Here is a 14,127-nt window from a genome sequence, read left to right on the forward strand (position 1 = left end):
CCTAAGGCGCGCTTTTTTAGCGTTAAAAAACGTAACTACTTAGCTGGCGGATTATTAGATACAGCCTTTGAAGCTAGTTTTTTAGAAGAAGCTTTTTCTTGTTCACCAATAATCACTACAGCATGCTCTAGCGCACTTAACAAATTATCAAACGATTCGACATCAGCTTGCGCAGCATTAATGCCAGTTAACACCGCCTTAATTTCGTCATTTGCTCCACATATCAGTAGTTTTCTTCCTGAGCTCTTCGCGTCCGTTGCGACGGTTTCAACGGCCATTGCTGCTGAAACATCAACACTTGGTACGCGCGTGAAGTCCATTATCAGAACTTGCGAACCCGGCTTGACCTTTTCACGAACGTGGTGACCTACATCAGCCGCTGCTCCGAAACTCAATGGGCCGCCAAAGCTAAAGATACTTACTTTCCCTTTAGTTTGTTTAAGAAGCGCATTTTCTTCTGGATCGTTAAGGATTTCAGGTATTTTTTTCAAATCTTCGATTTGAATTTGTGCGATTTGACGTACGTAAGCTAACGCGGCCAAAACCACACCTACACCTACTGCGGTAATTAAGTCTACAAATACAGTAAGACCCAATACCAGTAACATAAGTGCGAAATCCCATCTCGGACCATTGTGAGCACGTTTTAAATAGCTCCAATCAATAATGTCGAGACCAACCTTAACCAAAATACCAGCAAGTACAGCATGCGGGATATTTGCTGCTAACGGGCTTAAACCTAACACGACCGCAAGTAATACAAGTGCGTGAACCATACCAGAAAGGCGTTGTTTACCACCGCTACGAATGTTTACAACCGTACGCATGGTAGCACCAGCACCGGCGATTCCGCCGATAAGACCAGCAACCGTGTTACCAATACCTTGTCCAATAAGCTCTTTATTACTGTCGTGACGGGTACGAGTCATGTTGTCAGCGACTAGTGACGTTAACAGGCTGTCGATTGCACCTAATACTGCAAGTATGAATGCAGCTTCAATTACAATGAAAAATTGACTTTGTTCGTAAACGGGTAAATGTAAGCTAGGTAAGCCAGTTGGAATATTTCCCAATACCGGAATATTGGTAAACGCAAAACTAACTAAGGTTCCAATTATTAAAGCTGCTAATGCTCCTGGAACAAACTTGCCCAAGGCAGGTGGCCATTTATAAGCAATAACCAAAGTGCCAACACCTAATATTAAGGTTGCGAAGTTTATATCTGCTAATGCTGTTGGTAAGTAACTTAGCGCACCAATGGTGCCGCCTGGTGGCTCATGACCTAATAATCGTCCTATTTGAAGAATGATTATGATCGCGCCTATACCGGACATAAATCCAGAAATAACAGGGTAGGGCACAAGTCGAATATATTGACCGACGCCTAAAAACCCAAATGCAACTTGAAGCAGTCCGGCTAAAACAACCGCGGTAAATATCAGTTCAGCGTTACCTGATAAGCTAGCGAAGAGGCCAGCCAAAACCACAACCATTGGACCTGTAGGCCCCGATATTTGTGAAGGTGTACCACCAAACAAAGCTGCAAAAAAGCCAACCGCTATAGCGCCGTATAATCCGGCCATAGGGCCAAGGCCTGAGGCAACACCCAAGGCTAACGCCAAAGGTAAAGCAACGATACCGGCGGTTATACCGCCAGTAAGATCGCCACGTAGATTTGATAAATCTAATTTCATATCACGATTCCAAAGTGGTTTTTATGCTGAAGTCAGTTTACTTTCCGCATAGACTTGATCCATTGGTTCAAACTTGCCACTTGTAGAGTTGTAACAAAGTACACTACCGCTTTCGATATGATATACCCAACCATGCAGTTTAACCTGTCCACTGGCGAGTTTAGCGGCTACTGCTGGGTGAGTGCGAAGATGTTGTAATTGTTGTACAACATTCTCTTCTGTTAGCATGTCTAAATGCTCTAAACCTATCTCCCCGCATTTTTCTTTAACTACCGCAGAAGCACAACGACAATGACCTAACCATTCTTTCACATGTGGTAATTCGTCCAAACCTTCAGGATTGATAGCACCTTTCATCGCACCACAATCTGTATGACCACAGACAACGATATGTGAAACGCCTAATGCGGCAACAGCGAATTCTATTGATGCGGTCATGCCGCCCGTTTGATTGCTATGCGGAGGAACTATGTTACCTGCATTACGACATATAAATAATTCACCTGGCTCAGTTTGCGTAACTAGGTTTGGGTCAATACGAGAATCCGCACAGGTGATAAATAACACCTCAGGATTTTGTCCATTAGCTAGTTTTTTGAAAGTTGCTTTCTTGCCAGGAAAGACTTCTTTTTGAAACTTTGCCACTCCAGAGATTACGTGGTCCATAAAAGTCGCTCCTATAAAATTATTAATTAAATGATTCTTTAAATGACGTCGAAATTAGTTTTACCTGATAGCTATATAGAAGTATAGTTTATGTCGAGATAGATTTCCTCTATCAGGCTGCTTTTTTAGTATCGACAGGATGTAATATGATTTCGGACAATAAATCGCCATCAATTAATCAACTTAAATATTTTGTAGCCGTTGCTAAGCAGCTCAGTTTCCGGCGAGCAGCTCAATCTTTAGGTGTCAGTCAGCCCACGTTAACTATTCAAGTTCAAAGCCTCGAAAAGAATTTAAAGCTAAGTTTATTTGAACGTAACCGAAGTGGCACTCTGCTAACGCCGCAGGGGCATGCGTTACTTGTTCATGCTGAAGCGATTTTACGCGCCACACAGCGGTTTAACGACTCTGCTCGCGAGTTGATTGATGGCACTACTACAACCTATAGATTGGGCATTCCGCCAACGTTGGGGCCATATCTTTTGCCGTTTGTCTTGCCGGAATTGCACAGGCGTTTTAGCCAATTAAAGTTTTATGTTCGAGAAGGATCTACACAGCAACTCGAAGAAGGATTATTAAGTGGCGACTATGATTTAATTATCTCCCCTTCAACACGCGAATCGTCTCAACTTATTGTGTCTGAATTGTTTACTGAGCCTTTAAAATTAGTGATGCCTAGTGATCATGCATTAGCCGGGCAGGAGTTTGTCAACCCATCAGATATTCAAGGAGAAAAAGTTCTTACACTGGAAGACAGTCATCATTTTCATCATCAAGTACAAACTATCTGTGCTCAAATTGGTGCACATTTACACCGAGATTACGAAGGCACGAGTTTAGATACATTGCGGCAAATGGTGGTGATGGGCGTTGGCGTCTCGTTTTTACCGGGGCTTTATATTCATTCTGAGTTGCATCGCCCAGATGAATTGCACGTGTGCGAACTGCTAGATACGCCCATAACAAGATTGCACCATTTAATTTGGCGTAACACTGCACCTGGTCGCGTTTTCTTCCGAGAATTAGGGCAGCTTTTTCGAGACATAATTGAAGAGAAGTTAGCCAATGCGGTCACCGTAAGTAAAGAAAGCATACGTTAGTGCTATTACCCTCCCCGAACGAAGAAATACTAGTAGTCATTTATTAGTTGGCCGATTAAACACCCCACGATGGTGCAATTATAGTAATTGCATAATCGCTGTGCGTGAATTGCACCATAGGTGTGCGCAAAGCTACTTCTGTTTACTCGAAACCTCGTAATTGCGAGGGTTTTAGCGGGAATAAAACTTGCACAGTCTGCACATATTATTCTGTCGTGGTTGTACATAAGGTCTTAGTTTGACAGACAATTTCTGGTTGCTATTTTCTGCCATGCTTGTGTTTTTGATGCAGGCAGGTTTCTTATGCTTAGAAAGTGGTAGAACTCGCAGTAAAAACAGTATCAATGTAGCCGCTAAAAATATCGGTGACTTTATCGTTTCGGCGGGCATTTTCTGGCTATTTGGTTTCGGCATTATGTTCGGTCCGAGTATTAATGGTTGGTTTGGTGTAGGTGATTTTGTTTTTGGTGAAGATAAAGCCGCTACACAAATTACCTTTTTCTTATTTCAGATGATGTTTTGTAGCACAGCCGCAACACTTACTTCCGGCGCTATTGCAGAGCGCGCACGTTTTTCTAGCTACATGTACATAACCATCATACTTAGTGCTTTTATTTATCCATTTGTAGGACATTGGGTTTGGGCTGGTGGCTATAACCCTGACAACTCCGGTTGGTTACAAGCAATGGGCTTCATTGATTTTGCAGGCTCTACGGTTGTGCATTCTGTCGGGGGGTGGGTTGCCTTGGCAAGTGTGTTAATTGTTGGGCCAAGGATTGACCGATTTAAAAAAAATACGAAATTTCCATCAGGTAGCAACTTGCCTATGGCAGCCATGGGCACCCTATTAATCTGGTTCGGTTGGTTTGGTTTTAATGGTGGAAGCACTTTAGTGTTTGATGCAAAAGTGCCGGTTATCATTCTTAATACCTGTCTTGCGGCGATATGGGGCGGTTTAATCGCAACTCTTATACATCATAAAAGCCAAGGGTTTGTTGATATGGGGGCAAGCCTCAACGGTATTATTGCCGGGCTGGTTGCGGTTACAGCAAGCTGTCATGCGGTTTCACCCGCAGAAGCGGCAGTGATAGGTGCTGTTTCAGGCTTAATTGTGCATTATGGCACCGAGCTTATGGACTATTTGAAATTAGACGATGCGCTAAGAGTCATTCCCGCTCATTTATTTGCTGGTATGTGGGGAACTATCGCTGTTGCGTTGTTTGGTGATCCGGAAAAACTAGGGACTGGATTGAGTTTTCTAAGTCAGCTAGGAGTGCAAGTATTCGGCATCATTGTGGTTGGATTGTTTAGCTTCATTTGTTGTTTTTTACTTCTTAAATGGGTTAATAAATTCTCCCCCTTACGCGTGTCTCGCGAAGATGAGCTAACAGGTTTAAATATTAGTGAGCATCAAGCGTCAACTGAGTTGATCGATTTATTAGATGATATGCAAACCCACCAAAATAAAGGCGATTTTACACTCCAAGTAAAAGAAGAGCCCTTTACTGAAGTAGGGCAAATTGCGCGCAAATATAATGAAGTTATTAGCAAAGTATCTAAAGAAATGGCACAACGTGAAAGTGCCATTAGTAAATTCAAAATAAGTGAAAAGCGAAAGAGTGCCATTTTAGACTCATCAATGGATTGCATCATTTCAATTGACTGGCAAGGCAATATCATCGAGTTTAACCCCGCAGCTGAAAGAACATTTGGTTGCTTAAAGGCAGAAGTGGTGCAGCAAAGTTTTATCAATAACTTTGCGTTAGATAAAGACATCCAAAAATTCAATCAAAGTTTAAAGTTGCAGTTTGTTGATGCCAGTGGACTCGTGCTAAATCGACGCAGAGAAATAATGTTAAAACGTGCTGCCGGCCAGACATTTCCAGCTGAAGTGACAATTACAATTAGTAAACTAAACAATGGTCAAAATAACGAATTTACACTGCACTTAAGAGATGTGACACAACAGCAAAAAATTAAGAATAGGTTAAATTTTCTCGCCTATCACGATTCGTTAACGCATTTGTCTAATCGCACGCATTTGGTATCAGAATTAAACTTTCAAGTAGCCAGAGCCAAAAAGTCTTCTGGCATCATAGCGCTATTTTTCTTGGACTTAGATAAATTCAAAAAAATTAACGACACCCTAGGACATAAAACCGGCGACTTTCTATTGTGCCAAGTAGCGGAGCGATTAAAGACCGCCTGTCGAGAAAACGATGTTATTGCGCGTTTAGGAGGGGACGAATTTATCGTGGTAATGACGGGAGATTTGACTGAAGCTCTGATAACTCGAAAAGCAGAAAATATTCTGTCCGTTATGCGAGAACCTATTTTACTCAACGGAAAAAACTATCAAATAGCTACCAGTATAGGTGTGGCTATCTCTGTAAACGGTGACATAGAAACCGATGAGTTGATACAAAGAGCCGATATTGCAATGTACAGCGCTAAGTTTCACGGCCGTGATAACTTCAAATTATATACTGAGAAAATGGGACAAAAAGCCCAAGAAGAAGTGAGTTTGGAAAGAAGAATCAAACAAGCCATAGAAAAAGATGAATTTAGCGTTGCCTATCAACCTAAAGTAAAGGCAGATAAAACCGTGGTTTCCTTAGAAGCGTTAATTCGGTGGGAGCAGCCAGAATTAGGTCTGATTTCACCCAAAGAGTTTATCCCTATTGCTGAGCAAAGCAATCTTATCGTGCAAATCGGTGAAATTATGATTGATAAAGTGTTAGGGCAGTTGAGTGAATGGATTGATCTTGATTCAAGAGTGGTACCGATTGCTATCAATATTTCCGGTCGACAACTGGTTGCGGAGGATTTTGTTGCACACGTAGAAAAGAAACTAACTGAGCATGGTATTAACGGTGAATATTTAGAATTTGAAATAACCGAAGGTATTTTAATACAAGATATAGAAAACTGCATTGCTGTACTGAATCAGTTAAAAGCACTGCATATAAAAGTGTCAATTGACGACTTCGGAACCGGGTATTCTTCTTTAAGTTACCTTAAAAAACTTCCTTTAGATATTCTTAAAATTGATCGTTCATTTGTAAATGAATGTGACTCGAAAACCGAAGATGCAGAAATATGCGCAACTATCATTAATTTGGCTAAAAATTTGAGTTTGTTGACAGTGGCAGAAGGGGTAGAAACCCAATCACAATTTAAAACGTTACAAAAAATGGGGTGCCAATTATATCAAGGTTACTATTTTCATTTACCACAAGAGGCAAAGCATATTCATCACTTATTAAACCAGCCTCAAGCGCTTTCAGTGTCTTAAAAAGTCATCATAAAGGCAAAAAATGATTAAACGTCATCATCTATGCGCTCCAACGTTAATTAAAAAAATAGAATATAAACTTCGTTTTTATCAAATGTACTAAAACTCCTACGCTTTCTATTCTAACACTCTATTGGGAATTCCCATGAATTAGAGGAGTAGAACGTAAAATGAAACACTTGATAACCTTAGCGAGCGTATTACTGCTGTCTTTAAACGCAGCGGCTAATACCACAATGACAAGACAAAATGGTGCGCCTATTGGCGATAACCAAAACTCACAAACAGCTGGACCTTGGGGCGGCGTACTTCTGCAAGACAGCCACCTTATCGAAAAACTAGCCGCATTTGATAGAGAGCGGGTGCCAGAAAGGGTCGTGCATGCTCGTGGTACAGGTGTGTATGGCTATTATGAAAATTACGTAGATTTGTCAGAATTAACCATGGCTGCGCCTTTTCAAGCTGAAGGAAAAACAACTGATGTCTTTACTCGCTTTTCAGCAGTAATCCACGGACATCAATCACCAGAAACTCTTCGTGATCCACGTGGCTTTGCAGTTAAGTTCTATACGGAACAGGGAAACTGGGATTTAGTCGGCAACAACTTTCCGATCTTTTTTATTCGGGACGCCATCAAATTTCCAGATATGGTGCATAGCTTAAAGCCTTCTCCATATGACAACGTGCAAAAAGCATCTCGGGTGTTTGATTTCTTTTCCCATGTACCAGAAGCTACGCAAATGATCACAATGTTGTTTTCAGATTACGGCACGCCAAAAAGTTATTTAAATATGGATGGTTCTAGCGTTCATGCTTACAAATTCGTGAATGCCAATGGTGAAATGAATTATGTGAAATTTACTTGGAAAACAAACCAAGGCGTTAAAAACTTTACTTACAAAGAAGCAATGACAATGCAGGGTCAAGATATGCAACCGCATACAACTGATATTTATACTCGCATTGGTGAAAAAGGTGAGACTGCATCATGGGATCTCTATATTCAGGTGCTATCACCAAAAGACATTAATAATTTTGAGTTCAACCCGTTAGATGCCACAAAAGTGTGGCCGGAAGATAAATTGCCTTTGCGTAAAGTAGGTAAGATGGTGCTAAATCGCGTACCTGATAATTTCTTCGAAGAAACTGAGCAAGCTGCGTTTGCGCCGAGTAATGTTATTCCTGGTATCGAACCATCAGAAGATCGTTTGTTGCAAGGACGCGTTTTTGCTTATGCGGACACTCAGCGATATCGTTTGGGGGTAAACTCTTATCGCATACCAGTAAATGCACCTAAAAATGTAAAAATTAACAATCACATGCAGCACGGAAAATTGCGCCCAACTAATACTCAAAGGGAAGTAAATTACCAACCAAGTACGTACATCGACTTAGCTGATGACTCGCAATATAAATACTCTAGCATGCCGCTGGTAGGTGGTTATCAACAAATACCTTTTTATAAACAACTCAACTTCAAACAAGCTGGTGAATTATATCGCTCATTTAGCAAGGGAGAGCAAGAACGCTTGATTGAAGTGTTAGGTGGCGCTTTGCAAACCTCAGACAGGGAAACCGTCAAAATAAATATCAGTGCTTTCATGTATAACGCTGACAAAGAATACGGCACGGCAATAGCCAAGCGTTCAGGTACTAACTTAAGTAAAGTTCAAGCGCGTGCGAAAGAGCTGATGGCTGAACAAGAAGCGTTGGTAGCTGAAGGTGAGGCAATTGCACACAAATTAAGTCAGTTATTTTAATAATCCGCTTCATAACCCAGCATTACTGCCTGTTACCGCAGGCAGTGATCTTAAGGACGTTTCATGAAAAATATGCTTATTTATTGTTTTATCATCGTCGTTTCTATTCTATCAAGGGAAGTTTCAGCGATTGAAAACGAGTCGTCTGAACAGCTTAAAATATTATATTTTGATGCTGCAAGAAAAGGGGATATTGAACTATTAAAAACCTTTTATCATGCAGGATTACCGGTAAATGTAGCGAATGAAAAAGGCTATACTGCGTTGATACTATCTGCCTACAATGGGCAGTCCGACACCGTTGATTTTTTGTTAAGTATAGAAAACATCGACCCTTGTCAGGAAGACATTAAAGGTAATACCGCTTTGATGGGCGCTATTTTCAAAGGTAACTTTAGAATCGCCAAAGCATTAATGGATGCTGATTGTGAAGTCGATCAAAGTAATCTTAATGGTCAAACCGCGCTAATGTTCGCGACGCTATTTAATCGGCAAGAAATCATCGATGAGTTAATCGATAAAGGTGCAAATATCACCTTAACAGACAACAGTCGACTTAGTTTAAGCGACATTGCTGCCGGTCAAGGTAACCATAAATTGGTCGAGAGGTTTACGAACCAAAACCCATAATTCAACAGCAGTACTGATCTGTCGTGCCGTTGAGGTACTGTTGTAAGTAGATTTGACCTGCTGTCATTAGATCTGTTTAATTGAAAAATTAATCATAGGTTTAGTTTTGATGAAAATTGTAAATACCTTCGGTTTAACTTACTTGGGTAGCGGCCATGACGGTCACCCAAGTTTTGATTTAATGGTAGACGGCCATTCATATCTAGACACAATTACCGAGTTCGAAAAACCCTTTGCTGGCAAAATCGCAGGGACTTATCAGCCCGGCTTAAATATCAATCGATTAGATTCTGCAGATAGTACAATTCCCTATTTCTGTACGTGTGGTGAGCCTACGTGTTGGTTTCTAACGGTGGAAATTTATTCGCAAAAAGATGTCGATGCTGAATATGTAATATGGCACCGCTGGGTTAATCCTTATCGAGAAGACAAAAGCAAAGCGGCAATCGGAGACTATTGGGATTATTCCGGTCTTGCGCCATTAATATTTGAAAAGCAGCAATACCTACGTGAGATAGAAAAAAATCGCATTGCATATGGTTAATTTGAGCTCTCAATAAGTGCCGTATTTGGGTCAACGCTGTGCCCAATTGAAAACGATTTATTGGTGTTTCTTCAATGTTTACTGGTGATAAAAACTTAATGTGCGAAGCGCCAGTAAAAAAACATCCACTGATTGATCTCCATCGACGTTTTTCACCACCGTCACAGCTCTATTATGATCGGTGCACAAAATCATCATAGTGGTTCCGCCCATACTGCCACCTGAGTGCATGACAACGTTAGGCATTGCAGCCATTAATGATTTTGCTTCAGTGTCGTTTTTATATCTTTGATTGTTGTGATAACTATCAAATCCAATGTGCCAGCCTATGCCAAATTCCACTTTTTCATTATTTTTCAAAGCTGCTTTATTGAACATCATTTCGACCGATTCTGGTTGCAAATATTTCCCTTTTAAATGTGCAACCGCGAAACGTGAAATATCTGAGGTTGACGCTATGATGCCGCCGCCTGCCCACTTGTAGCTATGGTCTGTTTGTCGAGAGTTGTACAACTTTCCATCAATGACACTGTAAGGACGTTGGCGATAGTCAATAATTTGATACTGGTGGTCAAACACGCTGTCTTGCATGTTAAGGGGGTTAAATACTTCTTGTTGTATAATCTCTTCGAAACTACGACTGCCGTCTGCATTTTCCATTGCAGCACTTATTAATGACCAAGCGAAGGTAGAATAAGCAAAAGCAGTTCCAGGGGGAAATAACAAGGCATCATCTTGGAATAGCGCAACGCTCGTCTGCATGTTTTTGAACGGTTTATTTAGCAAGAATTCATCTGCGCCTTTCTTATAATGCCGAATCCCCGCGGTATGTGATGTGAGTTGACGTAAAGTAATGGGAGGATGAGAATTAGGCCAATATGAAACGTATTCAGTTATTGGTTTATCAAGGTCAATTTTTCCCTTGTCATACAGACGCATTAAACCAGCTGAGGTGATAACTTTCGCGATACTGCCTATTCGCATTTTGTGTTTATTAGTCATTGCAACATGGTTTTCAAGATCAGCAAAACCATAACCCTTAGCCCAAACAATGCCGTTTTTGTCCGCTACAGCTACACTTATGCCTGGCACTGTTTCATTTGCGACAGCATCTACAAATAACGATTCTAATGTGTGCTCTGCGGCACTGTTTTTAGCATATGCCGTAAAGTGCAGGCACAGGAAAAATAAACTAATACAAAATAAAACGGCGCGGTTTTGCACAAGGCATCCTTTTAGATTTAATAACGAAAACTAAAAATATTAAAGTGATTGTAAAGTGTACAAGTAGTGAATACTAGTATGAGAAAAACACACAGAGTGAGTAGAAGAAGAGTTTTGCTCCTGAACTATATGAGATGTAGAAAATTTTTGTTGTTAGTGCAGGGCGCTATGAGTGGGTAGGCACTCCGGAGAGAATGCCTACCCGATTGGTAGCGTTAAGCCAGGACCAGTGAAACTTAACGATTCCAGGCAAAACCACAATAACGCAAATGAAAATCATTATCAATACGAAATGTTATTTTTTTGAACTGTGAAATTTATGGCTTGTCACACAAGGGTATTTACAACCTTTAAAACACAATCATGCAGTTTGTTTATTTTAACTAAACTAATGTGTAAGTTAATGACGATAGAGATAAAGGATTTAACATGAGTAATGTGAGAATTGAAAAAGATAGTATGGGCGAATTAGCAGTGCCTAAAGAGGCCCTTTTTGGTGCTCAAACCCAACGTGCAGTATTAAACTTTCCAATTAGTCACACTCCAATGCCAGAGATGTTTATACGTGCGCTCATTCAAATAAAATCTGCAGCTGCCGCGACTAACGTTAAGTTAGAAGGAATTGACACAAAGATTGGCGAAGCAATCTCGAAGGCCTGCGAAACGTTGTTGCACGACAAAAGTTTAATGACGCATTTCCCTGTGGATGTCTATCAAACAGGCTCTGGAACAAGTACTAACATGAATGCCAATGAAGTTATTGCCAACCTGGCTTCACAACAATCTGGGCTGGAAATTCATCCTAATGACCATGTGAATTTTGGACAAAGCAGTAATGACGTTATTCCTACTTGCATACATGTTAGTGCGTCTTTAGCCATTCACCATGAATTAAAACCTGCGCTATTACATCTGGCAAACAGCATTGAACAAAAAGCCGCTACATTAACCTGTTTTTGCAAAACAGGACGCACGCATTTAATGGATGCCATGCCGATTCGCATGGATCAAAGTATGTCAGCTTGGTCGGCGCAGTTAAATCAACAAATCTCTTACATAAACGCTCTGCAACCATCTATTCAATCGTTAGTGTTAGGTGGGACGGCTGTTGGCACGGGGATAAATTCAGATCCTGAATTTGCAAAAGAGTTTAATCACAGATTGAGTCTCGATACGGGCATATCGTTTGTCAAAGCAGATAATTTTTTTGCAGGTATTGCGGCTCAAGATGTGGCGGTAAGTGTATCTGGTGCAACCAAATCAATCGCCGTCACATTGATGAAAATAGCGAATGATTTACGTTGGATGAATTCCGGTCCATTAGCGGGATTGGGAGAAATTTCACTACCTGCACTACAGCCTGGCTCTTCTATTATGCCCGGTAAGGTGAATCCAGTGATTCCGGAGGCTGTTGCTATGGTGTCAGCACAAGTTATCGGCAATGACACTGCAATTACTGTCGGTGGTCAATCGGGTAATTTCGAGCTGAATGTTATGCTACCTATGATTGCGCTAAATCTGTTGTCTAGCATCAAGTTGTTATCGAATTCGTGTAATGCGCTGGCAGATAACGCGATCCGTGATTTTCAGGTCAATCAAGAGAATTTAGATAAGCCATTACACAAAAACCCTATTTTAGTGACGGCTTTAAATCCCATTATTGGCTATGCAAAAGCAGCAGAAATTGCCAAAAAAGCCTATAAAGAAAAGCGTCCCATTGTTGACGTTGCAGCGGAAAATACCGATATTTCGCGGGCGGAATTAGAGCAACTTCTTGATCCGATGAAGCTTACTCAAAATTGAGTGGTTAGGTTTGTGTAGTGCCTTCAATCAAGATTAAAGGCACTACAATTTCGAATGTAGATAATTATTTTTGCACCAACACCACTCGTCTGTTCTGTGCACGCCCACTTTCATCCAAATTACTGGCAACTGGCGAAAGTGGTCCCACACCATGTCCCTCCAATCGGTCTTCTGCGATTGATTTTTGATTAACTAGAACATCAACCACGGATTTTGCTCTTCCTTCGGATAAAGACATATTATGTGCCAAGTTACCCTGCATATCTGTATGGCCAACAACATACAGTTTTAGATCAGGTCGTTGATTTAATAATTTGGCGACTTCGTCAATAGCTGCCATCGACTCTGCCTTTAAGTCGGTCTTGTCTAAATCAAAGTAAATCCCTTTGACAACAACATAACCTAGTTTATCTAAACCTTCTCCCAATGCATCTAGGTTTAGTTCGACTTTTCCTGTTTCCATTTTTTTCATTTCAATGACATGTACATCAGAATATTTTTCACCTACAGCGATAGCTAAATAAGCAGTTTGTTCATCCTGTTCAAGTTTGGCAAAAAAGTATCGTCCCGTTTTATTGCCAATACCGTGAAGGTCAAATTTGCTTCTTAAATTAGCACCTACGTAACCATTTACACATTCCATATCGGCTTGGTTACACTCGTAAATAATTTCTATATCGTTTTTCTTTAACGCATTTTGATAATTGCGATACAGCTCTAACACCGAACGTTCAGGAGGATTGACATACAATATTTTAGTTACCTTCCCCTCTAATGTATCTGTGACATATTTTTTTTCTTCTTTATTCCACCCTTTGAACACCTTGTATTCATCGTACTGCTTCATATCTTTTTGATAAATTTTGGACCCTGAATATGGTGCAACTAAGGCATGATCAGTATGTACCGTTTTGGCAGCAAAAATTGTTTGTGAATGCGCTATTACGAAGGTAGCAAATAGGCTTATCCATACGTGCTTTTTCATAGTTTGACTCCGAAAATAAAAATATAAAATCGTAGCCGAACGAACAGGATGTCTAAACGTTTCGTTCTTCCGGCTTATACAGCTCAATGTGTTGTCTGTTTTACTCATTGGGCTTAGGAATAAAGCTAGTATAGTTGATTATTGGTTAAATAATGTTCAATTTGATGTTGGACTGCCAGTGCTATTTTCGTGTTTATTTCGTAGTTAATTGAAAACAGTTCTCCAACAGCTTCATACCTTAATACTTCTTTTTTGTATGTAACGTTTTGATAAATAAATGTTTTTAACTTTTTTAAAGGCCGTTTTAGTTTTTAAATTTAAATATTGAATGCTATTGCGAATCATTATCATTTGTATATAATCATCTGCACTCGTTACACTTGACCTTCCAATTTGGAGTTTTAATGAAATATTTGATCTGTCTAG

General features: G+C 40.4%; 11 protein-coding genes. 6 read left to right on the plus strand and 5 right to left on the minus strand.

From position 1 onward, the window contains the following. Positions 1-35: 35 nt before the first annotated feature. Both GLIP_RS03005 and GLIP_RS03010 read right to left on the minus strand, forming a co-directional pair. Entirely contained in the window at positions 36-1,694 is a 1,659-nt protein-coding gene (locus GLIP_RS03005; RefSeq protein ID WP_008843092.1) for a SulP family inorganic anion transporter, read from the minus strand. Between the two features lie 21 nt (positions 1,695-1,715). Next, positions 1,716-2,360 carry a carbonic anhydrase gene (locus GLIP_RS03010; protein ID WP_008843093.1) on the minus strand — a complete coding sequence of 215 codons (645 nt, stop codon included), beginning with the start codon at positions 2,358-2,360 and terminating at the stop codon, positions 1,716-1,718. A gap of 146 nt (positions 2,361-2,506) precedes the next feature. Here GLIP_RS03010 and GLIP_RS03015 point away from each other — a divergent pair, with 146 nt between their 5' ends. The 5 genes from GLIP_RS03015 to GLIP_RS03035 all read left to right on the plus strand — a co-directional run bounded on the left by GLIP_RS03015 (position 2,507) and on the right by GLIP_RS03035 (position 9,689). Further along, positions 2,507-3,460, plus strand: coding sequence for a hydrogen peroxide-inducible genes activator (locus GLIP_RS03015; RefSeq protein ID WP_008843094.1), 954 nt, complete (start codon positions 2,507-2,509; stop codon positions 3,458-3,460). A gap of 238 nt (positions 3,461-3,698) precedes the next feature. Further along, positions 3,699-6,755 (plus strand): ammonium transporter, encoded by a 3,057-nt coding sequence (amt, locus tag GLIP_RS03020; protein WP_008843095.1) that lies wholly within the window; start codon positions 3,699-3,701, stop codon positions 6,753-6,755. Positions 6,756-6,925: 170 nt separating this feature from the next. Then, positions 6,926-8,515 carry a catalase gene (locus tag GLIP_RS03025; protein ID WP_008843096.1) on the plus strand — a complete coding sequence of 530 codons (1,590 nt, stop codon included), beginning with the start codon at positions 6,926-6,928 and terminating at the stop codon, positions 8,513-8,515. Positions 8,516-8,578: 63 nt separating this feature from the next. Further along, positions 8,579-9,145, plus strand: a complete 567-nt coding sequence (locus GLIP_RS03030; protein ID WP_008843097.1) for an ankyrin repeat domain-containing protein — start codon at positions 8,579-8,581, stop codon at positions 9,143-9,145. A 109-nt stretch (positions 9,146-9,254) separates the two neighbouring features. Then, on the plus strand, positions 9,255-9,689 hold the full coding sequence (locus GLIP_RS03035) for a hypothetical protein (protein WP_008843098.1): 435 nt from the start codon (positions 9,255-9,257) through the stop codon (positions 9,687-9,689). Between the two features lie 78 nt (positions 9,690-9,767). Here the strand turns inward: GLIP_RS03035 and GLIP_RS03040 are convergent, their stop codons facing one another. Next, positions 9,768-10,913 (minus strand): serine hydrolase domain-containing protein, encoded by a 1,146-nt coding sequence (locus GLIP_RS03040; protein WP_008843099.1) that lies wholly within the window; start codon positions 10,911-10,913, stop codon positions 9,768-9,770. A 429-nt stretch (positions 10,914-11,342) separates the two neighbouring features. Between GLIP_RS03040 and GLIP_RS03045 the strand changes: the two genes are divergently transcribed. Next, positions 11,343-12,716, plus strand: a complete 1,374-nt coding sequence (locus GLIP_RS03045) for a class II fumarate hydratase (protein WP_008843100.1) — start codon at positions 11,343-11,345, stop codon at positions 12,714-12,716. A 64-nt stretch (positions 12,717-12,780) separates the two neighbouring features. Here the strand turns inward: GLIP_RS03045 and GLIP_RS03050 are convergent, their stop codons facing one another. Further along, complete coding sequence (locus tag GLIP_RS03050) at positions 12,781-13,701, minus strand: OmpA family protein (RefSeq protein WP_008843101.1); 921 nt, start codon at positions 13,699-13,701, stop codon at positions 12,781-12,783. A 231-nt stretch (positions 13,702-13,932) separates the two neighbouring features. Further along, positions 13,933-14,127, minus strand: a 195-nt coding sequence (locus GLIP_RS22200) for a hypothetical protein (RefSeq protein WP_226992168.1), incomplete at its 5' end; no start/stop codon positions are given.

It is taken from the genome of Aliiglaciecola lipolytica E3 (assembly GCF_000314975.1).
Classification (GTDB): Bacteria; Pseudomonadota; Gammaproteobacteria; order Enterobacterales; family Alteromonadaceae; genus Aliiglaciecola; species Aliiglaciecola lipolytica.

Bases quoted from the DNA above. Each gene is read 5' to 3' on its own strand.
- GLIP_RS03035 (WP_008843098.1), top strand. From the start codon at position 9,255: ATGAAAATTGTAAATACCTTCGGTTTAACTTACTTGGGTAGCGGCCAT.
- GLIP_RS03010 (WP_008843093.1), bottom strand. From the start codon at position 2,360: ATGGACCACGTAATCTCTGGAGTGGCAAAGTTTCAAAAAGAAGTCTTT.
- GLIP_RS03050 (WP_008843101.1), bottom strand. From the start codon at position 13,701: ATGAAAAAGCACGTATGGATAAGCCTATTTGCTACCTTCGTAATAGCG.
- GLIP_RS03025 (WP_008843096.1), top strand. From the start codon at position 6,926: ATGAAACACTTGATAACCTTAGCGAGCGTATTACTGCTGTCTTTAAAC.
- GLIP_RS03030 (WP_008843097.1), top strand. From the start codon at position 8,579: ATGAAAAATATGCTTATTTATTGTTTTATCATCGTCGTTTCTATTCTA.
- GLIP_RS03005 (WP_008843092.1), bottom strand. From the start codon at position 1,694: ATGAAATTAGATTTATCAAATCTACGTGGCGATCTTACTGGCGGTATA.
- GLIP_RS03045 (WP_008843100.1), top strand. From the start codon at position 11,343: ATGAGTAATGTGAGAATTGAAAAAGATAGTATGGGCGAATTAGCAGTG.
- GLIP_RS03015 (WP_008843094.1), top strand. From the start codon at position 2,507: ATGATTTCGGACAATAAATCGCCATCAATTAATCAACTTAAATATTTT.